This is a genomic window from Sorangiineae bacterium MSr11954 (assembly GCA_037157815.1).
In the GTDB taxonomy this organism is placed as follows: domain Bacteria; phylum Myxococcota_A; class Polyangia; order Polyangiales; family Polyangiaceae; genus Pendulispora; species Pendulispora albinea.
Window position 1 is genome coordinate 4,844,639 of record CP089984.1, and the last position, 23,070, is coordinate 4,867,708.

Here is a 23,070-nt window from a genome sequence, read left to right on the forward strand (position 1 = left end):
CGACGTTTTGCGCACGATCTCCCGTTCATGGTCCTTCCAGTACGTCTCGATCGCATCGAGGCCGCCATGGCACGCGTCCCATGATGACGGCGGGAAGGGAAGGTGTGTTGCCGAGCGTGTCGATGCGCAGAATTCGGTGCAGCCCGGTCGCCGCGTGAACGCGGATGATCCGGGCTGCCCATTCCGTCACGAGTCGGCCGGCGGGTCCTTCTTCGCCTTGCGGGCTGCCCGCCTGTCCTTCGCGGTGGCTTCGGATTCGCGCATTCGGTAGCTCTCTCCTTCGATGGTGACCACGTCGGCGTGATGAATCACTCGCTCGACGAGGGCCGTTGCGCAGGTGGCCGATGGGAAGATCGTGTGCCAGTCCTTGAAAGCGAGGTTCGTGGTGAGCACGAGGCTCTTCTTTTCGTACCTTCGACTGACGACTTGAAAGAGGAGATCGGCATTGCGATTGTCGAAGGCGAGAAACCCCACCTCGTCGATCACGAGAAGGCCGATCTTGGAGAAGTAGTGCAGCCGGCGCTCGAGCGCCCGCGCCGACTCTTGAGCTCCGAGATCGAGCAAGAGCTTTGCGGCCGAAAGAAAGAGCACGGAATGCCCGGCGAGCACCGCGCGATGTACGATGTTTTGCGCGATCATCGTTTTTCCAAGCCCGCTCGGCGACACGAGCACGACGTTGCGATGCGCCGCGACGAAGTCGACAGAGAGGACGGATTCGACCAGAGGTCGGTCGATCTTGGTCGGCCAGTCCCATTCGAAGTCGCTCATCGGCTTGAATTTCTCCAGCCGGCTGCGCGACATCCGCCGCTCGAGACCGCGCCTAGCCCGGTCCTTCTCTTCCAGGTCGGCGATGTACTCGAGGATCTCGGTCAATCCCCAACGCTTTTTCGTCGCGAGCGCGACCAGATCGTCGAAGGCGCTCGCGGTGGAGAGCAGTCCGAGGGCGCGAAGGCGCTCGCGAAGCTCGGTCATGGCTCGTCCTCCCCGTCGTGGCTCTTGGCGAGTTTGTCGTAGACGGCGAGTGAGCGCGGTGCGACGACGATGTCGCGCACGCGCGGATCGTTGGGCAGTACGGGGGGCACTTGCAGCGGAGCGCCGCGGGCGCGTCGGCGCTGGTCGAGGATGTGAGCAACCGATTGCGCGGTGAACGCGCCACGCCGATGGGCGTCGGAAAGGGCGGCTTGGAGCTCGCTTTCGCCGTGCTCCTCGAGCAGGTGCAACAATCGGGTCGTGGTCCCTCCGAGGTGTCCGCCGTGGCGCGCGACCTCGTGGAGGAAGGGCTCGGCGCTCGTGCACACGGCAAAGAGTCGATTCCGACCGCGATGCTCGCGCGCACGTCGTTTTTCGTCGGCGAGCGCCGTGAGGTGCTGCGGCGTCTCGATCTGCCGTCCTTTCTCCCATGACCTCGGGTAGCGCGCGACCTCGGTGTCGCCATCCAGGATGCGAAGCAGGGCGTCGGATGCGACGAGTGTCAGTGGCTTGCGCACGAGGGTATGAGGAATCGAATAATCGTTGCCGTCGAAACGGATGTAGGGTGATTTGCCGGAGGCGGTAGCTCGAACGTAGTCGCAGAGAAAAGGGTGCTCGGGCAAAGCGAGCAGACGTCCGCGCTCCTGCTCGAGGGCGTCATGGATGGTGCGCTTGTGCAGATCGCCAGGGACGATGCGCGCATGTGCGACGCTGCCAATCCAGTCGTCCAGTTTGCGATTGAGCTCTTCGACGGAGCGAAACGCGCGGGCGGCGAAGAACGATTCGCGTAGGTACCGAATGGCGCGCTCCACACGACCCTTTTGATTGCCGCGCGCCGGCGCGACGGGCTGGGGGGAGAAGTGGTAGTGCCCGGCGAGATCGAGCAATCGAGGGTGGAATCGGATGACATCGCCCACGCGCTCGAGCACCGCCGTCTTGAGATTATCGTAAAGGAGGGCACGCGGGACACCGCCATACGTATGGAAAGCCGCCACGTGGCAGCGCAGAAAGCTCTCGAGCGTTTGATCGAGAACGAAACGGGCGAAGATGGCCCGCGAATACGAGAGCACCATCACGAAGCACGAGAGCGGTCTCCGTGTCTCGCCGATGGTGATGGAACCGAACGAGCCCCAATCGACTTGAGCCTGCTCCCCTGGGAGCGTCGTGAGACGGAAAAAGGCTTCGTGCCGAGAGATGGGCCGGACGCGCCGAACATATCGCCGAAGCGGCCACACGGAGCCTTCGTAACCACGCTGCGCGATCATTTCCAGCACGCGGGTGGCGCGCAGTCGCGGGTGGGTCTCGAGGGTCGCGCGGATGAAGGCTTTGTACGGATCGAGCATCGAAGCGCTCGCGCGATAGGCGACATTGGCGAATCGCTGTGGCTCGATCGCGTGCTCGACGGTGTCGCGGTGGAGCCGGAGCTCGGCCGCGATGGTGCCGATCTTCCAGTGCTCGGCGAAGAAGAGGCGGCGAATGCGCGAGCGAAGCTCGGGCGCGATCATCGAGCCACCTCGAAGAGGAGCAACTGTCGCAAGTCGTTGAAATCGCCAACGCCCGCGAGATCACGATGGCGCCGTCGTCTCGGGGGGAGCGCGGGCAACCAATCGAGCGAATAGAGCAATCCGCCCTCGTCCCCGAATGCCGCGCGATAGAGGGTGGAGTCGGATGCCCCATCCCGGTCTTTGGCACAAAGTGCAGCGCGGACCTTCTGCCCCTGCCAGAGGGCCACGGCCTCGAGCAGCGTCGCGAGGGCGCGCGGGTGCGCAGGGTCCGCGCGCAGATTGGCCTTTACGATCGTCTCGCGGGCGCCGGCCATCGCGAGTACGCGGGTGGTGAGCGGTCCGGGGGAGATCCCCATCCAAATGTCGGTCATCGAGCGTCTCCATCGCCGAGGGCTGCGCCATCTCCGTGACGGCGGGCGGCTCGGGCGAAACGAGGGTTGCTGGAGGGCCAACTTCTGGGCGACCGGTGTCCGTTACATTTCGCCCGCGATCGCGGAGGCGAGCGACCCGACGGGCGGTGGCCCACCGACCTTCGAAGCTCTGCCAATGCCTTCGCTTCGATAAGGCTCGAGCCTCGGCGCGTTGCAAATCGCGACAGGTCTCACTGCAATAGAGATGACCCCGATCGCAAGACGAGCAAAGCAGGATGAGCCGACGACAGGTGTCGCGAATGCACTGAATTTGTCGAAGATCGAGAGCGTCGTGCACACGGCGCCGCCAGGAATTGGGCCGGCGCTGGGCACTCGTGCGACAACGTCATCGTCGAACGCGTGCACACCGCGGGCGACCTGGGCTCGAAGTGGTCAGACTTCGGGCCCTTCTCTTTTTTCAGGCGGTCATCCCAAATCGTCCCAGAACCGGCGCGCGGTGGCCAACTACGTCACGAGACCGGCCTGCCCGAAATTCCCCGCTTCGAGGCGCCCGCCAACAAGGTGGGCATAGTTTTCGTTATAGTCTGCCTGCGAGATGGCCTTGATGGCATCGCAGGTCGATAGGCCCTCGATCAAGGCTTCGGCGTCGGCGGGGGAGGCCTCGCGAAGGAACGCTTCCAGCGCCAGATGGTCGAACCACGGTTCCTTCATATCGAACCCGACGAACCGTACCGGATCTTTCGGGTGCTCCGTGTTCCACTGGCACATCCATGTGACCAGATTGCGCATGTTCGTGCTGGCGAATACCCCGTAGATGCTGCGCAAAGCTTCGGTCGGATCGCCTTGGCAGGTGGCGACGTAGTTGGTGACGGGTAGCGCGCGCACGCGCGGGGTTTCCAATGCGAGTACGCGGAAGCCCATCTCTTTCACCATGAACTTCACCATGCGTTCGTGCGCTTGGTGAAACCCGCCCGAGGTATGCACGCTCTCTCCGAGGCCCACCATGCGCGCGCCCCCGACGATGCCGCGAAGCGCCTGCAAATCCCTCGTCGACGGCAGCGAAGGATCCACGCCGTCGAGCCGATGGACCCCTCGAATGCCCGAAACACCGACGTCTTCCTCGAGCGTTTGCACCTGCGGGACGGGCCCTTCCAAAGATGATGCGGCGACATCGCCGTCATCCACGCATCCCACGAAGCCGAGACCAAGGATCAAAGGCGCCACGAGGCGATAGGACATGGAACACCTCCAAGAGAGTTATCCATAAGAAGGCGCGTTGTACCGCGCAAGTCGCTCGAACGGCTCAATCTCACGGATACGGTACGATCATGGCAACGGGCGCCTTCGCCCCATCCTTCTTACGTGGAGACGCTCCTCGCACGTCGAGGTCGTAGCCCGATTGCAACCGGGCGCCTCTTTCGACTGGACACCATGTAACCTGGGCGGTCGGTGCGCATCCTTACTTTGTATCGAGGTTGAAGCTCGAGGCTATTTGAACGCGATGTCGTTCGATACGTTCCGTGGACCGGCGCGGGTCGTAATTGCCCATTCGTTGCGGTTTACATGCCGCGGTTAGGAAGGGATCGAGCTCGACGGCCCGAGGACGCTCGTCGTGCGCCGTGCTTCTTCCCCGCTTCGGCCTGTTCCTTCGATTCCGTTTTGGCCACCGTTGGCTTGGGATGAAAGAGCGACATCTGCTCGCCTCGCTTGGCCTTTGCCAGTGGGGCTCTCTTGTAGGTGACATTGACCTGGTCCGTCGGCGGGTAGTCAATGCCGCGGCCCTCGAGCAGGCTTTCGATGGTGACCACTTGCAGCCGCGGGTATTCTTTCTTCCACCCCGGCGATCGGTAAAATCCGGCGGCTGCTGCCTCTGCACGCATGGGTTGCGTTGGACGTTGCAGCGTGATGAGCACCCCGATGGCCGCCTTCTCACGTTCGAGAACGCCGCGCAGGTCTCGCACGTCCTTCACGCCGGTACTGCCGCTCTTCACCGAGAGCACGACCTGCTTCGTCCTCGACGATGGCCCTGGCTCGTCGTGGAAATACAACCGGCCATCGATCCCTTGGTCCGGTCCCTTCTTCTCGACGACCGGGCGGGCGCCGACGAGCCCAAGGGCCCACCACTGGAATTGGTAAGGGTTCAAGTCGGCCAGCGCCGCGGCGTCGGGGAACGACACGGGCTCTCCGACGGCATCTCCGACGTCGACCTCGAAGGAGTCCTTCATGCGACGCTTGATCAAGTTGATCGCGAGGTGCGTAATGTCGATTCCAATCCAGTTTCGCTCCAAGCGATGGGCGACCGCCACCGCCGTTCCGCAGCCGCAGAATGGATCGAGCACGACCTCGCCAGGATGGCTGCTCGCCAAGATGACGCGTTCGAGGAGCTTCTCCGGCTTTTGCGTGGGGTACCCGAGGCGCTCCTTTCCGCTCGGAGGAATGATGCTCACCTCCCAGACGTCCGACAGCGGCGGTCCTTTCGACTCTTCCTCCTCGACGCTCGGTTTTCGATGGCCCGACGAAAAGTCGGCCTTTTGCTTCTTCGTCCCGTACGTTCGAAGGGTGGATTCCGCCAGCTGCTCGTAGCCGTACAGCACGTTGAACGTGCGCGTGGCCGTGTGGCTTTTCCCGTAGAAGAGGAGCACGTCGTGCATCTTCTGGAATTGCCGCGCCGTGGTGGGCCATCGCCGATACCGCCAGATCACCTCGTTGCGAAAGTTGACGGGACGAAACACCGCGTCCATCAGGATTTTGAGGTAATGGCTCGCGACCGGATCGCAGTGCAGGTAGATGCTCGCCGTCGGTTTCATCACCCGATGCAGCTCAACGAGCCTGGGCGCCATCATCGAGAGGTAGGCGAGCATGTCGCTCTCGCCGACAACCAGCCGGAACGCCTGCATCGCCTCCGAGATTTTGCCGCCGGCTTCGACGAGCTCGTGGTAGGCGCGCACGGCGGATTCGTCCCACTCCCACGTGTCCTTGAACGCCTTGACCTGCGCCGCCGAGCGCGCTCCGTCGTGTTCGAGGAACAACTTCGCGCGCGGGCTGGTGTGCTCCGCGGTGTAGACCGTATGAGCCGTCACCCTGGCCCGCATCTCCCCGACGAAGCCGCGCGGCAGATCGGTTCTATCTGGGAGTGGTGCTTCGCCCGCGTAGAGCGCGCGTCAGCGGTTCGGCGGAAAGGTTTGCTGCTGCTTCGACGGAATGCTCTGTTCGCCTATGGTTACGACATCGACGGCGCCGCCGCTTTCTAGAATCCTCTTCGCGCGGGCGCGCTCGTCGGCGTCATCGACGTGCACGGATAGAAGAATGTTGCCGCTCTTGATCTTGCCCTCGTACTGCTTGGCTTCGACCTCGGGAATCCCCATTCCCACCAAGGCTCCGGCGACTCCACCGACGGCTGCTCCTGCGGCTGCTCCGCTGAGCGCAGCCATGATCGGGCCTGCTGCAATGAAGGGGCTCAAGCCCGGAATTGCGAGGGCGCCGATGCCGGCCAAGAGCCCCATGGCGCCGCCGATGGCGCCCCCGGCGCTCGCGCCCGTCACGGCGCCCTCCGGGGCTTTGGTGTTCTTCTCGTGGGCGAAGTCGCGCGTCCCCTGCTTATCGGGAAATAAAGCCGAAATGACGTCGTTGGGAAAACCCGCGCGTTGAAGCTCGCTCACGATGCTCTCGGCTTGGGTCTGCGACGACACGAGGCCGATGACTGATTTTGTAGTTGCCATGGTATTCCGTTCTTGTTTGATTATTTGGCTGCAATTTCGATTTGGTTGTCGATTCGCTTCACTCCGTCCACCCGCTGCGCGATGGTCGCGATCTCTTCCTTCTCCTTGGCTGTGTCGACCGGGCCGCGCAGCGTCACCACTCCGTTGATCGTGATGATCTTTACGTTCTTCCCGGAGAAAGAGATCGCGTCGTCCTTCACGACGCTCTGTCGAATACGCTGGGTGATGGTCCTATCCGAATCGTTTTCCCCCTGGTCTCCCGGGGTGAGCGTCGCGGTGTTGCGATCGCGCTCGTTGTTCTTGGTGTTGTCCGCGGGAGCGGGGGTGGTAATGGCGTTGTCGGACTTGTGGGGCTCCGATCCTTTGCCATCGGCCCGCTCGCAACCCGCGGCGGCGAGTATGGCAAGAACTGTAATTTTATATTTCATTTTTCAACGACTCCTTTCCAATCCTGCGAGGTTGACGGCCCGCAGCTACGCTGCTCGACATACCGCGCCGAGCTCCCACGATGCGCTCGCGCATCATCATCTCTGAACGTGGTTCGCGCCTGCGCCTTTTACCCTCCGCCCACCGTCATCGTCGGACGCCGCCTGCGCTCCGCGATTCCAGGCATGGGTCACCATCGTCTTGACCTTTTCGCTGACGTCTGCGACGTCGAATTTCTCTTCGCGCAGCTCCTCGAGCGCAATCTTGGGGAGAATATGATCGAGGTGCATGGTCAACCGCGCGGCGTCCTCGTATCCGTGCTGGGCGACGTTCGCGGTCTCTGGATCTCCGAGACCGCTCGCGGTCGTGTAAAGGAGGAGATACGCGACGCCCAGGCCGCCGAAAAACGTCGCGTCATCCCGCAGGGATTTGACCGTCTCCGAAGACCGCATCGCGTCGAGCAGGCCCTCGGCGACGCCCGTTATGACCGAGACGGCGTCTTTGATGGGGGTGGTGGCGCTGCCGCCGAGGGACTCGATTCGTGCTTCGAGCGCGGACTTGTGGCCCTCGAGGACGCGCTTGCTCTCGGCGAGCGCGGGCTTCGCCTCCTCGTGGCTCACGCTTTTCAAATTTTCGAGCTGGCGCTCGATGTGTTTCAGGCCATGTGTCACCAAGGCATGAACATCGCCGGCGTAAATGGCAATGGTTTCACTCTTTGTTTTCGTTGCAGACATGAGGACCTCTCGATGGAGTGCGCGCCGCCCCGACTGGGGCGACGCATGGCAGCGCATAGGCAACATCCGGACCCGCAGGTTTGGCGGCACGCCACGCTGAGCGAGGTGCTACTTGCCTGTAGCCGAGTGCACCCTCGAGGCAGAAAGTACCTCAACGCGCTCCACCGTCTCCGCCCGCGATTACCCCCTGTGATGACCGGCGTCCAGTGCTTCTTTTGCCGTGTCGCGAACATCGTCCGCGGCGTGGTGGAGCGCCTGCGCGGAGTCATGCGCCATGTGCGTCGCACCGCCCAGCATGCAATCGCCGACCTCGCCCATCCGATGATCCTCCGCGGCGTGCGCGGCAGCGAGCACCCCACCGCGACCCCCGTAACCACGGCGACAACAGCTCCGCCCAGCACCGGTCGCGGAGCGCGCGGCCTCGACGACGGCCGTATCGGCGGTGCTCATCGCGCTCCCCACTCGCGCCTCGTGAGCGCGCCATGGTGGTCATAGCGCACGATCAAGAAAGGGCGCCGGCCACTCACGGTTCCGAAGTTGCACGGTCTGCGCGCGCACGCCATCGCTCCGGCGGTGGAACCTCCTCGAAAACACATCCAGCTACAAAGCGAGAAAAACATGGGCGAAATCATCGATAAGGTCAAAGGCAGGATCAAGAAGGCAGCAGGCGCTCTGATGGGCGAGCCGAAGCTCGAACGCGAGGGAAAAGTGGACGAGGTGAAAGGCAAAGCGAAGGGCGCTGTGGAGGACGTCAAGCACACAGTCAAACAGGCCGTAAGCAAGGAGTCTTAGCCCCATGGTCGGTGGATGCGCTCGCCACGCGGCGGCGAGCGCGCATTGCCGGGACCGGGTTCGAGCGCGGCGAGCCCGATGGAGCGGGAGGCATTCGAAGAAGGAAACGCGAAGAACGAGAGCGCGCCCGCGTGGAGTAGGGCTTATTGCCGGCGGGATCGCCTCCCACCATTTGACCGGCGACGGAGCGATGTCGCGCGTTGCCCCCAGGGCGCGCAGCCCCGAGAGCGAATGGCTCGAACCACAAACGAAAAAGCACCACGCGGCCCGGGGGGGTGAGCCATCCGTGTGATGCCGCGCGCTCGAGAGCGAGGGGCATGCCAGTGTCCAGTACTCGCGTGAAGAGCCGTGTTTTGACGGAGCTTGAAGAACGTGGGGCCCGCGGCGACGAATCGTGGCTCCGGCTCGTGATAATTAGCCCCTGTGGCGATTTGGCGCTGAATGAATCCCAATCCCCTGGCCCCGCAGGTACTGGAACGTCAAGCGGCCGCGCTCGTGATGTCTTGCGCGAGATGGCGCGGCCCGCCGCCCAAGCGCGACAGTCGCCCAATGTGCGCGAACGCGCCGCGGAGGGTATTCCCCCAAGTGTCCGTTTTATAACGCACGCCGTGGCGCTCGCAGATCGCGCGAACCTCGGGCGCGATTTCGCGCAGCCGCGGCGGTGGCAACGTGGGGAAGAGGTGATGTTCGATTTGCTTGTCGAGGCCACCGCAAAGGATGGATAGCGGCACGCTCACTTCGAAGTCGTTCGACGCTTCGATTTGCATGGCATACCATTCGCCACGCCCGCGCGTCCGTGTGCCGGGCGGCCATGAGCCCACGGCCCAGGATTTCGAGAGCCCGCGAGAACCGGTCGAGCCGCGTGATGTACGCGATATCGTCGTCGCCGAGGCGGGCGATCGTCCGCTCACGAAGCGCACTTTTCCGCGCGATCGATGCGCCTGCGCAGCCAGCTCCTGCGTCGTCATGAAAAAATGGGCAAGGGTCCCCCATCACGCGTAGCTCTCGATGCTGCATATTCCATGAAGTAGCTTAAAAGCTATTCCCCATCATCGTTCTCCGGAGCTCCGTTTGTCCGAAGATGGATCCGAGGATTCCGACGATAGAGAGGGTAGAAGCGCCCGCTTATCGGGCTTGCCGCTGGGCGCGATCGGCACACCGTCTACGATGCGGATGGACTTGGGCACGCTCGCCTCGCCGAGCTCGGCCCGCACGATGGCCGAAAGGACGCTGGCGTTCGGCACGGTGCCGGCGGCGGGGACGATGAAGGCGTGGATCGCTTCGCCGGTTTTGTCGTCGGGGGTGCCGACGACGTAGGCCTGGTCCACGTCGGGATGTGCGGCGAGCAGGCGTTCGATGGCCCCGGCGTGGCAGATCTCCGCGTTGACGAGGATGATGTCGCGGGCCCTGCCGACCAGGTGCACGAAGCCCTGCGGATCGAGGTAACCGAGGTCGCGGGTATGGAGCCAACCGTCGCGCAGCACGGCGGCGCTCTCCTCTGGATCGGCCCAATAGCCCATCATCATGTACGGACTGCGCACGCAGATTTCGCCGGTGGTGCCGGCGGGTACCGGCTCGCCGTCTTTGGCGCACACGCGCAGCTCCACGAAGGGGTGCGGCCGGCCCACCGATGCGAGCACCGACGGATGGCCCTGGCCGATGTCCTCGGGCGTGAGCAAGGAGATCATACCGTGTTCGTTCTGCCCGTAGCCTTGGTAAACGACCGGCCCCAGTCGGTGGAGCGCGGCCTCGAGCCGGTGCGGGGCGAGCGGCGAACCGGACACCATGATGGCCCGCAGACTTCCCACATCGACGGGCTTGTCCCGAAGAACATCGAGCATCTGATACAGGCGTGGCACGTTCATGATGCTGGCCGTGATGCGGTGGCGCTCGATCGCGTACGGAAATAAGGCGCCTTGGCCCGGATCGGGGATGACCGCCGTGCCCCCGCCGAGCAGGCACAAACCCAAATAGTCGAAGACCACGGGGCTGGCGAGATCGCCGAACAAGAGGTAACGCCCGAAGCGGGACGCGAGCTCCGCGATCACGTTGGTCCAATGATCCGGCTGCCATAGATAATGGGTCGAGAGCGCGCGATACGTTTGCGCGCACGCCTTGGGCGCGCCCGTGCTGCCGCTGGTGTAGACCAACCTCGCAACGTCATCCGCGCGGGCTTGCGCGATCAGCGGTTCATCCCGAGCCGGGGAGGCGAGCAAATCGGTCCCGCCTTGCCCCCCGCCAATCGTGAGCATGGGAATGGCCCGCGCGATCTCGGGGAGCACCTGCGCGGATGGATCGACCACGATGGCATCGAGCCCGGTCCCGAGCATCTGCGCGAGCTGTCGCGAGCCGCCGCTCGTGCGCAGGCCCACCACGCGGCAGCCGAGCGCGTACGCCGCCAGGTAGACGGCAACCCCCTCCGGCGAGACCGCCGTGGCGATACCGATGCCGCTGCCAGGGCCGAGCGATGCGGCGCGCATGCCCACCGCGATCCGCGAGGCCGTCTCCAACAGCTCACCGCGGGTCACGATGCGCGATCCCCGTTCGAACGCGGGCACATCGGGCGAACGAGCGAGCGCATCGAGCAGCGGCTGCGGATGGATGGGCGTGGTGGGTGCGTGCATCGCGTGCCTCCGTTCAGGTGGGGATCGTGCCATCCAAGGTGGTGCCCTCGCGCAGCAGCTCGACCACCGCCGCGATGTCCCGATCCATGCGACGATCGCGCTCGACGAACGAGCAAAGCTCTCGCACGCGTCGGTGGATGGCCCGGGTCCGCGGGCTCATATGCTCCGTGCCGCGCAGCTCCGAGGCTTGGCACGCCGCGAGCAAATGGATCGCCGCCACCTCCTCCACGAGGTCCACCGTGGCCAATGCCTCCCGCCCGGCCAGCGCCGACATGCTGACCTTGTCCTGATTGTGCGCCTCGGTGGAACGGGAGAACACGCTCGCCGGGCCGCTGGTCTTCAAGGCCTCCGCGGTGAGCGCCGAGCAAATGAGCTGCATCCCTTTGAAGCCATGATGCAAGCCGGCATCCCATTCGTCGGCGGCGCGCGGGACGATGAGGTTCGCGGGGAGTCCGTTGTTGAACTTTTCATCGACCAGGAGCTCGAGCTGCCGGTCGAGCAGATCGGCGATGTTGGCAACCGCGAGCTTCAGCGCGTCCATGGCTTGTGCCAGGTGGCCGCCGTAGAAGTTGCCACCGCTGTAAACCATGCCGCTCGACGCCTCGAACAGCGGGTTGTCGTTGGAGGAGTTGATTTCGGTCTCCACCCACCGACCCGCCCACGCCACGGTGTCGCGCAGGACGCCGATGACCTGCGGTGCGCAGCGGATCGAGTAGCGGTCTTGGATGCTGCGTCGCAGGCGCTGGAATTCCCCGTCTGCGAGCTTTTCGCTGAGGCCTATGACCTGATTGTGATCGAGCGCCAGCGCCGAATCGCGCAAGAGGTCGGCGATATGCCGGGCGCTCGTCACCTGACCAGGGTGCGGCCGTTGCTCGTGGATAAAGGGGAGAAAGTGTCCTCGGTTCCCGAGCAGCGCCTCGCTGGCCATGGCCGTGCACACTTCGGCGGCGGCGGCCAATCGGGCGGCGGCGTGCAGCGCAAGGGTCGCGAACGCCGCCGAGAACGAGGTCCCATTGAGCAGGGCGAGACCATCTTTGGGCTCCAAGATCACGGGCTCCCAAGACAGCTCGCGGTAGACGTCGGCGGTCGGTCGGACCGTGCCTTGGTATCGAACCTCGCCTTCGCCCATGACGACGGCGGCCACGTATGCGAGCGGGATCAGGTCGCCGCTGGCGCCGACCGATCCTCGCTCCGGCACCACGGGCAATACGTCATGCCGGATGAGCGCGAGCAGACGATCGACCACGTCGGGATTGACCGCGGAGCTGCCCCGCGAAAGGCAGTTCGCGCGGATAAGCAGCATGGCCCGCACCACGTGGGGGCTCGCCTCCGGTCCGCGCCCGCAGAGGTTCTTGCGGATGATGGTCTGTTGCAGCGCGGCGGCTTTGCGAAGCCCGATCTGCCGGTCCGCGCTATCACCGACGCCCGTTGTGACCCCATAGATGGGCTGGCCTTCGTTGATGAGCCGCCACTTCAGCTCCCGGGAACGCTCCATCTCGTGACGGGCCTGGGGCGACAGCTGGATATCCAGGTTCCTGCCCGCGGCCACCGACACGACATCTTCCGTCGACAACTGGTGGCCATCCACCACCACCGTTCGACCCCCGGCCGCACCACCATCCCGTTTACGCGTCGTTTCTGCAGTCGGAGCTTGGCTCATTCGGCGTCCCCGACCTTGTACTGCACCTCGTCCATGGAACAAACGGCTTCGGCCGGGACGAGGCCATTGGGATCGGGGCGCGACACGCCGAAGCGTGCGACATCGTGCGCTACGCGGAAAACGGGCGACGTCTTAGCGACAACGTCCAGACGAGGAAATCATGCATCGACGCAGTGCGTTTTACATTTGGCGCGCGACGCCCTCTCGTCCTCGACACGATCTACTCGGCGGCGTCTGCGCCGAGTGGGCGCACGTGGTCGGGGGTGATGGCGTGGGGCGAGCGTTCCGTGCGGAGCGCTCCATGCAGCATGACGATGTAGATGACGTCGAACAGAAGGGTCGCGATGCTCAAGACCACGACCAAAGCGTGGTGCGTCTCCGTATAGTTCATGATACCCGCCGCGAGCGAGCCGAGACACTTGCCGACGGCGACGATCATCGATTGTCCCTCGGTGTTCCTGCGGCGGGCCAGCATATCGACGAAGGCAACGGACATAATCAGGTTGATGAAGAATGCGCAGTAGTTCTCCACCATGTTGTGCGCTTGATCGTCGAAGAACTGCAGATTCGAAAAATGCTGGACCGAGAAGCCCGTGGCGATGGCCGCGAGGGTCCAGGGCACCATCCATTTCGGATCGGCTATTTTGGAGAACTCTTTGCGCCCGTATTTGAGGTAGGTGTAAAGAATGAGCAAATCGAGAAAGAACCAGACGGCGTTGCTCACGAGCTGGATGGGAATCGCGTTGGGGCGGAGAAACGAGAAGGTGAATTCCCACGTGATGTTCAGGGCGAGCGCCGGCAGCGGCATCCCACACGTTTTGTCTTTGAACCCGCGGTAGATGAGGACGATGTAAGCGCCTGTCCAGCCGACGGTCGTGATGAACGTGAGGATGTCGGAGAGCATATTGAAGCTATGTAAACAATGTTCTGACGAAATCCAGACGCAAAATGACGTTGGGACCATCGACGCCACGGGTTGATGTGTTGTTGCGTAAACATCTAAACAAGGCACTTCGTCCGGCCGTAGCGGAAATAGTAGAAGAGCCTATGTGCGGTTGCCGCGGAATCACTCCAAAAGGACTTCGCCCGCCATGTTTGGCGACTTCGATGTGCCATGCGCGATGCGCCAGGCCAATGGTGCTTCACGCTTCCCGCAAACGTTCGACGTAGACGAACGACGACGCGATGGCGCGTGAATCATCCCTCTCGGGCAGGTCGAAGGTGTACCGGCTTTGGGTGGCACGAGCGGTGTCCGGGTGACAAATGGGGCATCGTTCGAGGCTCGCCGGCTCGGTCGCTTTCCGGATCGCCGGCGCGAAGGCGCAAAAGCTCGCGAGGGCGCAAAAGCTCGCGGGGGTGAGCGCGCTTACCGCGGGAGCGCCAAGGCCATGCGCCGAACGCCTTCGACGAGCTCGCGCGTGTTGCAAGCTGCGAAGCCGACGCGCGCGTAGTGGGCAGGAGCTTCGTTCACGCCGAAGATGCTCCCCGGCTGGAACGCCGCGCCGGCGGCGTAGGCTCGCTCCGCCCAGATATCGGTGTCCACGCCGGGTGCGCGCACCCATGCTGCCATTCCGCCCACGGGCCGCACCAGCTCCAGCCCGGGGATCGCCGCGTGGAGCGCCTCGCACAAGACGTCGCGGCGCGCCTGGTACACGCGCCGTGCGCGGCGAATGAAGCGTTCGAGATCGCCCTCCTCGATGAGGTCGGCCACGGCGCGCTCGAGGACATGGTCGCCTTGTTGATCGACGAAGGTTCGATAGTCCGCGAGCTGCCGCGCGACCGCCGGAGGGGCGACGACGAAGCCCACGCGCAAACCCGGCGCGAGCACCTTGGAGAACGTCCCGAGATACACGACGACGCCGGCGCGGTCCGCCGCGGCGAGGGGCAGCGTGGGGCGGCCGTCGTAGTGAAATTCGTGATCGTAGTCGTCTTCCAAGACGACCAACGCGTGCCGGCTCGCCAGCTCGAGGAGCTTCTTTCGCCGCGGCGGTGTCAGGGTGACGGTCGTGGGGAGCTGATGATGCGGCGTCAGGTAAACGGCGCGCACGGCCATGCGCGCACAGAGCGCGCCGAGCGCCTCCACGTCGAGCCCTTGGGCGTCGAGCGGGAGGGGCTCGACGCGCGCGCCGACGAGACGCAGGACGCGTATGGCCGATGGGTGGCTGAGCTCCTCGACGGCCACGCAGTCGCCCGCCCGCAGCAGGGCGCGCGCCGCGAGGTAGAGCCCTTGCAGCGCGCCGCGCACGACCACGACCCCGTCCATCGGGGCAGGGACCCCGCGCGTGCGGCGCACCAGATCGGCGAGCGCCTGCCGCAAATGGGGCTCGCCACGTGGATCCCCGTAGTCGAGGAGGCGAGCGGCGTCCGAGCGTCCAAGCGCACGCCCATAGGCCCGCGCGAGCTCGCGTCGCCAGGTGATCCGCAGCTCCGGAACGCCGCCCAAGAGGAGCAAGGTCCCGGGCGCGCGCGGGGTGCCGGTGAACGGCGCTGCCAGCGAGGGCAGGTGAAAGCCGGGGTGCTCCGAGAAGGGCAAAGCACGGCGCGCGGGAGGCGAGGGCGGCAGGTCGCGCGCGACGAAGGTGCCGCGGGCTCGCTCGCTGATGACGAGGCCCTGTGCGCGCAGCTCGGCGTAGGCGGCGACGACGGTCTTGCGGTGGACTCCGAGTTGGTTCGACAACGCACGGGTCGAAGGCAGATCCTCGCCTTCGCGCAGCCGTCCGCTGCGGATGCTGTCCGTGATGGCGTGCGCGATGCGGAGGAACAGCGGGAGGGTCGATTCCGGCAGCTCTAACGTGAATCGCGCGCGCATGAGCCCACTCGAAGAGGTTTGGAAGCGCCATCGCCCTCGCTGGGCTACTCGCCATCTTCGAACTGGCCCCTGGTGGCGTGCGCGCCCGTGCGTACAGCAAACATACCACGCATCCAACGATGCCACACGATCCTGACACAAGGAGCCACGACCATGTCACGAAGGCGATCCAGGCTCTCTCTCGTCGCAACCGCGAGCATGCTGGCCGCGTGTTCGGGCGGCGGCGGCGGCAACGTGGACACTGCGACGGCCGAAGAATCGCCGCTCGCTGCGGCGGATCGCGGGCGCGATGTCCTGCTCCAGGCGGGGACCGCGTTCATCCCTCTCGCGGTCACCGACGACGACTACGCATTTTACCAGGACGGGCGCGCGGTCTATGTCAGCGCCCTCCGGGCGGGGGCACCTCGGACGAAGCTCGCCGACGTGCCGGGGGACAACACCGCGTTCATTTACATCTCGGGAAAGGTCGCGTTCATCTGGACGAACCCCGACTACGCGCTGCCCGGCTTTGGGGTGAGCCCCCTGGTCGTGTGGACCGCCGCCCATGGAGCGCGCGCTGCATCCGCGTCATCCGCGGTCGGCACCCTGGTGACCACGGCCAGCGACGACGGCCGTCGCATCGTCTTCCCCACGCACTCCGACGCGGCGGGCTCGGTGGGGGATCTCGTCCTGGCGTCCGCGGACCTCGCGCACACCGAGACGCTCGTGCGCGGTGCGAACATGAGCTTTCCCGCGGGGGCCTGCCGGCCCGAAGCGACGTTCCTCGGCCATGGCGACGACGCATACCCGGCCACGGCCGCGTGCATCGGGGACGAGCCGACCGCCACCCTCACCACCTGGCGCAACGGAGTCCGGCGGGATGTTCACGGGATCTTTGCGCGGCCAAGGTTGTTCGTGGATCCGCATCGGAGCCACATCGCAACCCTTCGACGCGAGGGCGCCGGTCCCACGGCACCCACGCCGGTGCTCATCACGGAGAACGACGTCAGGCCGATCGACACTGTGCCCTCGAGCCTCGCGTTCTTCGCGGCGGACGGCGCGCTTCTATATACGGACAAAACGGTCGACCCCACCGTGCCCGGCATGCATCTTCGGCGGACCGTGCGCGCCGGACACGGAGCCATCACCGTCGTCCCGACCCTGGCGTCGGTCTATGGCTTCGGTGCGGGCTCGGAGTCGATCCATGCACCGCCGACCTCGCGCGATGGCCGGTGGCTTCTCTACGCGGCGAACGCCGATCCGCAGACGGGGCTCACGGATCTCCACCTGGCCGATCTGCACGCGCGCGCCTGCGACCCGAGGACCTTCGTCCTCGACGGCACCCTCGCGAACACCACCGCCGGCGGCAATCCATTCACGGACGACGCGCGCTTCGTCGTCACCAACCATGTCACGGATCCCGCGACGGGGGCCGGACCGCTGGTGGCCACGCGGCTCGCGGATCGTTCGCACCGGAACATCAGCGACGATTTGCCCGCGCGCGCGATCCCGGCCGCAGGCAGCTTCGTGACCGTCGGCGACCATTTCGAATTGAACGCGTCGAACGTCTTCCTGTCCACGGTCGACGTGAAGCTCGTCGACCTCGCGGCAGCTCGTGATGGCACGACGGTCATTGCGACGAACGCGAGGCTCAACTTCTTCGTGAACCGCACGAAGACCCGAATCATTTATGCGACGGACGAGGCTGGGCGCGCCGGGCTTCGCGCGGCGCGCGTTCGCTGACCTGCTCCGTGCGCGCGGGGGCCGGCGCGGTGGCGAAAGAGGTATTCAATCTTCGGCGGCGGGCGGCGCTTCGAAGAGGTCTTCGCCGATGGGCAAAGCGCCGTGGGTCAGGAGGCCCGCGATGGCTTTCCCGAGGACCGTCATATCCGAGTCCGGATCGGCATCGTGGCGCATCGATGGCAGCAGGATGCGCGCGCCCATGGTCGGGGCAGAGGACCTGGCCAGGCGGCTCAGCGTTTGTCCGGGGCCGACCTCGAGCAAAACCGGAGACGGCAAGGCGCCCAGGCTTTCGGCAAAACGCACCGGTTTGCAAAGATGAGCGGACCAATAGGCCGGATCGGTGGCCTGGGCGGCGGTGATGAGCGCGCCGGTCACGTTCGAGACGTATGGAATGCGGGCCGGCTTCAAGGTGTAGCCCTCCAGCAAGCGAGCTACCTTGGGGGCGATGGGGGCCATCATGGGGGAGTGATAGGCGTACGAGGCATGCACGCGACGCGTCGCGATGCGGCGCTCGCCGAGCTCTCGTTCGGCGCGCGCGATGGCCTCGGGCGGGCCGGAGACGACGCAAAATTCGGGGCCGTTCACCGCGGACAGCGCGAGATGGGGGCCGAGCATGGCCACCACGTTCGCCTCGGGGAGCATGACGGCGAGCATGGCCCCCGGAGGGAGCGACTCGATCCATTGCGCCCGGCGCGCGACCAGCGAGAGTGCGTCCTGGAGCGACAGGACACCCGCCAGACACGCCGCGACGTACTCGCCGAGGCTGTAGCCGAGCATCGTCTCCAGCCGGAGCCCCCACGCCAGCCACTGTTTTGCCAGTGCGTATTCGACGATGAAGAGAGCCGGCTGCGCGTGCCTCGCTTCATGGATCCGGCACTCCTCGGGAATCGAGGAGGCGCGGTGGTCCCGCGACATTCGCCGAAGGTCGCGCCCTCCGCCGGAGAGGCCGGCATCTTCGGAGGCGAAGGCACCCAACGGGTAGATGATATCGCGAATATCGACGCCGAGCTCCGGCTGAAGCAGCGCGGCGCAGCGATCGATGCATGCGCGAAAGATGGGCAGCGTGCGATACAGCTCGCGGCCCATGCCGAGATAGGGATCGCCGAGACCGGGAAACAGGAAGGCGACCGGCTGGATAGGGCGTTCAGTCATTCGATATGTCGTTCGACGACAATGGCGATGATGCGACGATGCGGTCACCCGTGACCGGTCATCGATCCTCGGCCGCGTGACAGCAAACGAGATGCCATCGCGGCACACCGCGGGTGGTCGCTGATTCATCCGCAGAAAAACAACCACCACGAAGATGGTGAGCTCCTCGCGATGTACCTTCCCAATCGATACATGTACCAATGCGTTGGTACATGTATCGATGTGCCGTCGAGCTCGACGATCCGGTTCCTTATCCAATGTGTGGGTGCACCTATCCCATTGGAGCGGCAAACCGCATCGAATCGACGAGCGCCCGATCCGCATCGGCGCGAGGCATGGAGTCATCCTGGTCATGGTCGACCGGCGCGCATGTAGGCGCCGACGGTAGGATGCCGGAGATCACGTCGCGCGGGCATGCCGTCGGCGGACAGGCCTTCGACCGTCCCTACCTCGGTTCGAGCGCCCCGCGTTTTCGCGACTCGCGACGGTTCTCGACCGGGTGCTGCGCCCGATTTTCGGAGAAGGGGACGGCGATCTCGAAGACCCAGAGATCGCGCCCTTCGAGCAGACGGCGGAAGACGCGCAGCCAACTGCGACGATGACCGCGATCGCCGACGACGGCCATCAGCGCCGAGCCGAGGGCACCGATGGCGGGCGGACAACGTTCGAGCGGAAGACGCGTTCCGGCGCTCGTGCGCGGTTCGTTCTCCCATTCGCTCTCGTATTCGCGAGGGACCAAGACGGAGATGGCCAATTCCCCACGGCTATTGACCACAGTCTCCACACGCCAGCCACGCCGGCGTGAAATGCAATCGAGGGAACCTGCGCACGTGCGAATGGCGTGGACGGCCATATCCATGGCCAAACCGAGTCCCATTTAGGCCTCCTTCGCTTCGTTGGTGGCGCGCGTCGCGGCGCGCGGGATGCGGACGCTGAGCTCGTAGTCGTCGTCGAACGCCTCGACGCGGACGTGCAGCCCGAGCTCCCGGTGGGCCTCTTCGATGCGTCGCGCGAGGTCGTGGAGGAGGGCAGGCCAGTGCGTTCGAGCCAACATTCCATGGACGTAGCTGAACGAATGAGCAGGTGCAAATCCATCGCATTGAGCGACGATTTCGCGGCAAATTACGGTAGAGCTAGCCTTTATCCGACACGGAAGGGCGCTTCATGCACGTACGCCTCGAACGTCATCGTGCCCGCGCGATCCCGTCGCCGATCGCAAGCTCCCACACCCGACCACGCGCCGTCCCAACGACCACCCCCGATTCGTCCGGCCGAATCGCCACGGCGGTGACCGCATCGTGGAGCGCAGCCAAGCTCACGCTCCCCATTTCCTTGCCCAGAAGGGTCCACACGCGGAGGACGCCGTCGTCCGAGACCGCGACGTAGCGGTTCGAGACCGCAAATGCACGAGCGCCGCGGATGGGGGCTTGGAACACGATCGCGCCGTTTTCCACGGATGCGATTTGCAATGTCGACATCGTTGCATACGCAAGAAAATGCCCATCGTCGGAGAGCGCCCACCGTCCGACGTCGTCGGTCATCAGCCGGATGCGTCGCGCGGGGCGTTCGTCCTGTACGCTCTCCACGGAGAACTCCCTGTAGCCCCGACCGCCATCGATGAATACGACGGCGCGTCCGCCTTGTGTGGGACGCCCCTGATCGCGCGCAAAAATGCCCTCTTCGTGAAATTGGAGCTTCTTTACACGGGAATCGTCGCGGAAGGCGGGCCATCTCGGTCAGACGTTCCCGGCGGTTCGTTATTCGTCGGGCTTCAAATCGCGAGGGCGACCGTGACGAACGACCGCCAATGGCCCCGCGCGGCTCGGGCCCGATCAGCGAAACGCGTTCGCGTGGTCGTGGGCCCATTGCCGAAAGGTGCGCGGCGCGCGACCGGTCACGTCGTGGATCGTGGATGTCGGGTGCGACTCGCGGCCGGTGCCATCGGCTCGAAGTTGGCGCACGAACGCCTCGGCGTGCTCGGCGAGACCGAGGCCCTGTGCGATTTGCAAAAGGACCGGGTCCGGCAGAACCTCGTAGACGAGCTCGCGACCGAGCACCTCACCGAGGATGCGCGTTTGCTCGAGCATGCCGAGCGACTCCGGGCCCGTCACCAGATACGTCTTTTCTTCGTGTCCAGGCTGCGTCAGCGCGACGGTCGCCACCGCGGCGATGTCTGCGGGGTCGACCACCGCGATTCGGGCATCGCTCGAAGGCCACGAGGGGAGCGCGCCGCGCTCGCGCACCTGCTGCGCAAAGAACAGGAGATTGGTCGCGAATGCACCACACCGCACCATGGTCCAGGCCATGCGCGATGCGCGCAGCTCGTTCTCCGCTTCGCCGTGCCAGCGGGCAAGGGGAGCGTCGCTCTCGGGGTCGGCCGCGTGCGAGGAGAGAAAGACGATGTGCCGGACCCCAGCGCCTTCGGCCGCCCGCACGACATGGCGCACATGCTCGTGGAGGTGCGGAGCGCGCGCCATCAGAAACACGTTCTCCACCCCGCGCACGGCCGCCGCCAAGGTCTCCGGGCGCGCGAGATCGCCCTCGGCGAGCTCCACGCCTTCGGGCACCTTCACCTTGGCCGGATCGCGGGTGAGCGCCCTTACGCTCGCTCCTGCCGCCGCGAGCCCGCGCACGACCTCGCTGCCCACGTTGCCCGTCGCTCCAATCACGAGAATCATGCTGCCTCCGATACGAAGTTGGACCGAGTCGTATACGACCTCCGGCCCAGTCGAGGTCAAGGCGATATCGCATCTTCGGCGCAACCAGAACGTTTGTCGCCCATCGCCATGATTTTGTCGCATTCGGATCACGTCGACGACTTCGGTTCGATTCGCGGGTCAGCCCGCCGTTTGGTAAATCATCCGGAGCGAGCGCCGAGTCCACGCCGGCGATGGGTTCGCGGTTGCCCAGCTCCGGGTTCTCGAGTACCCGATCGCTCACGCCTACGGGCTCGACCCTCCATGAAACGAAGCACCACCGCAACGGCACGCGCTTTGCGATGCGCACCGCGGCCGGCGGAATTCGTTCGCCGGATGGATCGCGCGCCGTTCGAGATGCACGGCCGTCGAGACCGTGCGCGCAAGTCGCTCAACCGTCGAGTGTCATGAATCACGTCCATCGATACAAGGGTCGTACCCCGTTTTTCTTTCTCGCGATGCCCCTCGCGGTCGTGCTCGGCGTCCACTGCACGTCGTCCGGCGGGGCGGATTCCGACCGGGATGGCTCACGGGGCGATCCTCCCGGGGGCGATGGCGGCGGATCGGGGGATGCCCGTGGGGAGACGTGCATGTCGAGCTGCGATGCGAACGCGTGCGACGCGAGCGATGGATGCCGCGGCACGTGCACCACGGGCTCGTGTGGGAGTGGACTGCATTGCGTGTCGGGCGTGTGCACCTGCGACAGCACCTCGTGCACCGGCTGCTGCGTGGGGGGTGTCTGCCATCCCGGAACGCAACGCGATACGTGCGGCTCGGGCGGAGGCGCGTGCGAGGTGTGCGGTGGTCTGTCCGTGTGCAGCGCCAGCCGCTGTACGCGGGTGGTCTTGTTTGGAGGCCACGACGGCGCCGGGTATCTGGGCGATACGTGGGAGTGGACGGGGGGCTCCTGGGTTCAGCGGATGGTGGCCGGCCCGCCGGCCCGCGCGAGCCGTACCGTGACATTCCGCAGGAACGTCTTTCTCTTTGGCGGCGAGGATGGGGTGCTCCGTGCTTTCAACGATACATGGGAATGGGACGGAACGCGTTGGACCCAACGAAGCCCGGCGACGTCTCCATCTCCGCGCAGCGACATGGCCATGTCCGCCGTCGGCGACAAAGTGCTCCTCTTTGGCGGTCAAGACGCGCAACGTTCGACGTACTTCGATGACACGTGGCAATGGGATGGTACCAACTGGGCCTCGCGTCCAGTGACCCCGCCGCCGGCGCGCGCCGGGCATAATATGGCCACCCTCGGCAACAAGGTCATTCTCTTTGGCGGTTACAGCGTGACCAACTATGTCACGACGTATAAGACCGATACATGGGAATGGGACGGATCGAGCTGGACCAAGCTCTCTCCGGTCCGGTCTCCGCCGCCGCGCGCGGGCCACGCGATGACCACGTTCAAAAACAAGATCCTCCTCTTTGGCGGCGGGACCGGTGGCGCCCCCTTTTCGGATATGTGGGAGTGGGACGGGAGCAATTGGACCGAGGTGACCCAGCCCGATCCCCCCGCGCGCAGCGCGATCGAGACGTTTCCCGTCTTCGGTGACTACGCGCTCTTCTTTGGCGGATCCAGCGCGAACCCCGCCACCCCGTATCCGCACTTGTGGAGCTGGGACGGGAAGATAAAATTCTGGAGGGAATACACCGGTCGTCCGCAACCCGCCGCGCGCGCTCACGGGGCGCTGGCGGTCCTTCCTTGAGCGACGCTCCGCATCGATACCGAGCAAGACGCGGATCATGCGGTGACCGCGGTGACGGGGGCCGCCCAGATGCGGTGGCCCCACTCCGAGTTTCGAGTGGCGCGCTTGGTCGAATGAATGCGCTCCCGCGCACCGACTGTGTAAAGTACATCGAGCCGCTCGCCCCGATCGCGGGCTCATTTTCC

The 23,070-nt window shown here is 65.1% G+C and carries 22 protein-coding genes; 3 read left to right on the forward strand and 19 right to left on the reverse strand.

Annotation, left to right across the window (positions count from 1 at the left end; all coding sequences use genetic code 11):
* Positions 1-186: 186 nt before the first annotated feature.
* The 9 genes from istB to LZC94_19130 all read right to left on the reverse strand — a co-directional run bounded on the left by istB (position 187) and on the right by LZC94_19130 (position 8,174).
* The gene (istB, locus tag LZC94_19090) at positions 187-972 is read right to left on the reverse strand and encodes an IS21-like element helper ATPase IstB (protein WXB19323.1); all 786 of its coding nucleotides are present in this window, start codon (positions 970-972) and stop codon (positions 187-189) included.
* Positions 969-2,474 carry an IS21 family transposase gene (gene istA / locus LZC94_19095; protein ID WXB19324.1) on the reverse strand — a complete coding sequence of 502 codons (1,506 nt, stop codon included), beginning with the start codon at positions 2,472-2,474 and terminating at the stop codon, positions 969-971. The genes istB and istA overlap by 4 nt, the downstream gene beginning before the upstream one ends.
* Complete coding sequence (locus LZC94_19100; GenBank protein WXB19325.1) at positions 2,471-2,845, reverse strand: hypothetical protein; 375 nt, start codon at positions 2,843-2,845, stop codon at positions 2,471-2,473. The genes istA and LZC94_19100 overlap by 4 nt, the downstream gene beginning before the upstream one ends.
* A 504-nt stretch (positions 2,846-3,349) precedes the next feature.
* Positions 3,350-3,886 (reverse strand): erythromycin esterase family protein, encoded by a 537-nt coding sequence (locus LZC94_19105; protein ID WXB19326.1) that lies wholly within the window; start codon positions 3,884-3,886, stop codon positions 3,350-3,352.
* Between the two features lie 518 nt (positions 3,887-4,404).
* Positions 4,405-5,685: a restriction endonuclease gene (locus LZC94_19110; GenBank protein ID WXB20214.1), complete on the reverse strand. Its 1,281-nt coding sequence runs from the start codon at positions 5,683-5,685 to the stop codon at positions 4,405-4,407.
* A 321-nt stretch (positions 5,686-6,006) separates the two neighbouring features.
* On the reverse strand, positions 6,007-6,564 hold the full coding sequence (locus LZC94_19115) for a DUF3341 domain-containing protein (GenBank protein ID WXB19327.1): 558 nt from the start codon (positions 6,562-6,564) through the stop codon (positions 6,007-6,009).
* A 20-nt stretch (positions 6,565-6,584) separates the two neighbouring features.
* The gene (locus LZC94_19120) at positions 6,585-6,992 is read right to left on the reverse strand and encodes a BON domain-containing protein (GenBank protein ID WXB19328.1); all 408 of its coding nucleotides are present in this window, start codon (positions 6,990-6,992) and stop codon (positions 6,585-6,587) included.
* A gap of 96 nt (positions 6,993-7,088) precedes the next feature.
* Positions 7,089-7,724 (reverse strand): hypothetical protein, encoded by a 636-nt coding sequence (locus LZC94_19125; GenBank protein ID WXB19329.1) that lies wholly within the window; start codon positions 7,722-7,724, stop codon positions 7,089-7,091.
* Positions 7,725-7,904: 180 nt separating this feature from the next.
* Positions 7,905-8,174: a hypothetical protein gene (locus tag LZC94_19130; protein ID WXB19330.1), complete on the reverse strand. Its 270-nt coding sequence runs from the start codon at positions 8,172-8,174 to the stop codon at positions 7,905-7,907.
* 168 nt (positions 8,175-8,342) lie between these two features.
* Between LZC94_19130 and LZC94_19135 the strand changes: the two genes are divergently transcribed.
* Positions 8,343-8,516: a CsbD family protein gene (locus LZC94_19135; protein WXB19331.1), complete on the forward strand. Its 174-nt coding sequence runs from the start codon at positions 8,343-8,345 to the stop codon at positions 8,514-8,516.
* A gap of 479 nt (positions 8,517-8,995) precedes the next feature.
* Here LZC94_19135 and LZC94_19140 read toward each other — a convergent pair whose 3' ends face one another.
* The 5 genes from LZC94_19140 to LZC94_19160 all read right to left on the reverse strand — a co-directional run bounded on the left by LZC94_19140 (position 8,996) and on the right by LZC94_19160 (position 15,609).
* On the reverse strand, positions 8,996-9,283 hold the full coding sequence (locus LZC94_19140) for a fatty acid desaturase (GenBank protein WXB19332.1): 288 nt from the start codon (positions 9,281-9,283) through the stop codon (positions 8,996-8,998).
* Between the two features lie 282 nt (positions 9,284-9,565).
* Positions 9,566-11,140 (reverse strand): AMP-binding protein, encoded by a 1,575-nt coding sequence (locus LZC94_19145; protein WXB19333.1) that lies wholly within the window; start codon positions 11,138-11,140, stop codon positions 9,566-9,568.
* Between the two features lie 13 nt (positions 11,141-11,153).
* Complete coding sequence (locus LZC94_19150) at positions 11,154-12,713, reverse strand: aromatic amino acid ammonia-lyase (GenBank protein ID WXB19334.1); 1,560 nt, start codon at positions 12,711-12,713, stop codon at positions 11,154-11,156.
* Positions 12,714-13,020: 307 nt separating this feature from the next.
* Positions 13,021-13,704, reverse strand: a complete 684-nt coding sequence (locus LZC94_19155; protein ID WXB19335.1) for a hypothetical protein — start codon at positions 13,702-13,704, stop codon at positions 13,021-13,023.
* A 462-nt stretch (positions 13,705-14,166) separates the two neighbouring features.
* On the reverse strand, positions 14,167-15,609 hold the full coding sequence (locus LZC94_19160; GenBank protein ID WXB19336.1) for a PLP-dependent aminotransferase family protein: 1,443 nt from the start codon (positions 15,607-15,609) through the stop codon (positions 14,167-14,169).
* Between the two features lie 153 nt (positions 15,610-15,762).
* Between LZC94_19160 and LZC94_19165 the strand changes: the two genes are divergently transcribed.
* Positions 15,763-17,331, forward strand: a complete 1,569-nt coding sequence (locus LZC94_19165) for a hypothetical protein (GenBank protein ID WXB19337.1) — start codon at positions 15,763-15,765, stop codon at positions 17,329-17,331.
* A 45-nt stretch (positions 17,332-17,376) separates the two neighbouring features.
* Here LZC94_19165 and LZC94_19170 read toward each other — a convergent pair whose 3' ends face one another.
* From LZC94_19170 to LZC94_19190, 5 genes are all read right to left on the reverse strand, one after another.
* Positions 17,377-18,483 (reverse strand): acyltransferase domain-containing protein, encoded by a 1,107-nt coding sequence (locus tag LZC94_19170; GenBank protein ID WXB19338.1) that lies wholly within the window; start codon positions 18,481-18,483, stop codon positions 17,377-17,379.
* 445 nt (positions 18,484-18,928) lie between these two features.
* A complete protein-coding gene (locus LZC94_19175; GenBank protein WXB19339.1) occupies positions 18,929-19,360 on the reverse strand; it encodes a hypothetical protein in 432 nt (143 codons plus the stop codon).
* Complete coding sequence (locus LZC94_19180; GenBank protein WXB19340.1) at positions 19,361-19,537, reverse strand: hypothetical protein; 177 nt, start codon at positions 19,535-19,537, stop codon at positions 19,361-19,363.
* Between the two features lie 130 nt (positions 19,538-19,667).
* Positions 19,668-20,069 carry a hypothetical protein gene (locus LZC94_19185; protein ID WXB19341.1) on the reverse strand — a complete coding sequence of 134 codons (402 nt, stop codon included), beginning with the start codon at positions 20,067-20,069 and terminating at the stop codon, positions 19,668-19,670.
* 246 nt (positions 20,070-20,315) lie between these two features.
* Positions 20,316-21,161, reverse strand: coding sequence for an NAD(P)H-binding protein (locus LZC94_19190; protein ID WXB19342.1), 846 nt, complete (start codon positions 21,159-21,161; stop codon positions 20,316-20,318).
* 476 nt (positions 21,162-21,637) lie between these two features.
* Between LZC94_19190 and LZC94_19195 the strand changes: the two genes are divergently transcribed.
* On the forward strand, positions 21,638-22,885 hold the full coding sequence (locus tag LZC94_19195; GenBank protein ID WXB19343.1) for a hypothetical protein: 1,248 nt from the start codon (positions 21,638-21,640) through the stop codon (positions 22,883-22,885).
* Positions 22,886-23,070 lie beyond the last annotated feature (185 nt).

Coding starts and splice junctions, on each gene's coding strand:
- istB (WXB19323.1), bottom strand. CDS start 972: ATGACCGAGCTTCGCGAGCGCCTTCGCGCCCTCGGACTGCTCTCCACC.
- istA (WXB19324.1), bottom strand. CDS start 2,474: ATGATCGCGCCCGAGCTTCGCTCGCGCATTCGCCGCCTCTTCTTCGCC.
- LZC94_19100 (WXB19325.1), bottom strand. CDS start 2,845: ATGACCGACATTTGGATGGGGATCTCCCCCGGACCGCTCACCACCCGC.
- LZC94_19110 (WXB20214.1), bottom strand. CDS start 5,685: ATGGCGCCCAGGCTCGTTGAGCTGCATCGGGTGATGAAACCGACGGCG.
- LZC94_19115 (WXB19327.1), bottom strand. CDS start 6,564: ATGGCAACTACAAAATCAGTCATCGGCCTCGTGTCGTCGCAGACCCAA.
- LZC94_19120 (WXB19328.1), bottom strand. CDS start 6,992: ATGAAATATAAAATTACAGTTCTTGCCATACTCGCCGCCGCGGGTTGC.
- LZC94_19125 (WXB19329.1), bottom strand. CDS start 7,724: ATGTCTGCAACGAAAACAAAGAGTGAAACCATTGCCATTTACGCCGGC.
- LZC94_19130 (WXB19330.1), bottom strand. CDS start 8,174: ATGAGCACCGCCGATACGGCCGTCGTCGAGGCCGCGCGCTCCGCGACC.
- LZC94_19135 (WXB19331.1), top strand. CDS start 8,343: ATGGGCGAAATCATCGATAAGGTCAAAGGCAGGATCAAGAAGGCAGCA.
- LZC94_19140 (WXB19332.1), bottom strand. CDS start 9,283: ATGCAAATCGAAGCGTCGAACGACTTCGAAGTGAGCGTGCCGCTATCC.
- LZC94_19145 (WXB19333.1), bottom strand. CDS start 11,140: ATGCACGCACCCACCACGCCCATCCATCCGCAGCCGCTGCTCGATGCG.
- LZC94_19155 (WXB19335.1), bottom strand. CDS start 13,704: ATGCTCTCCGACATCCTCACGTTCATCACGACCGTCGGCTGGACAGGC.
- LZC94_19160 (WXB19336.1), bottom strand. CDS start 15,609: ATGCGCGCGCGATTCACGTTAGAGCTGCCGGAATCGACCCTCCCGCTG.
- LZC94_19165 (WXB19337.1), top strand. CDS start 15,763: ATGTCACGAAGGCGATCCAGGCTCTCTCTCGTCGCAACCGCGAGCATG.
- LZC94_19170 (WXB19338.1), bottom strand. CDS start 18,483: ATGACTGAACGCCCTATCCAGCCGGTCGCCTTCCTGTTTCCCGGTCTC.
- LZC94_19175 (WXB19339.1), bottom strand. CDS start 19,360: ATGGGACTCGGTTTGGCCATGGATATGGCCGTCCACGCCATTCGCACG.
- LZC94_19180 (WXB19340.1), bottom strand. CDS start 19,537: ATGTTGGCTCGAACGCACTGGCCTGCCCTCCTCCACGACCTCGCGCGA.
- LZC94_19190 (WXB19342.1), bottom strand. CDS start 21,161: ATGATTCTCGTGATTGGAGCGACGGGCAACGTGGGCAGCGAGGTCGTG.
- LZC94_19195 (WXB19343.1), top strand. CDS start 21,638: ATGCCCCTCGCGGTCGTGCTCGGCGTCCACTGCACGTCGTCCGGCGGG.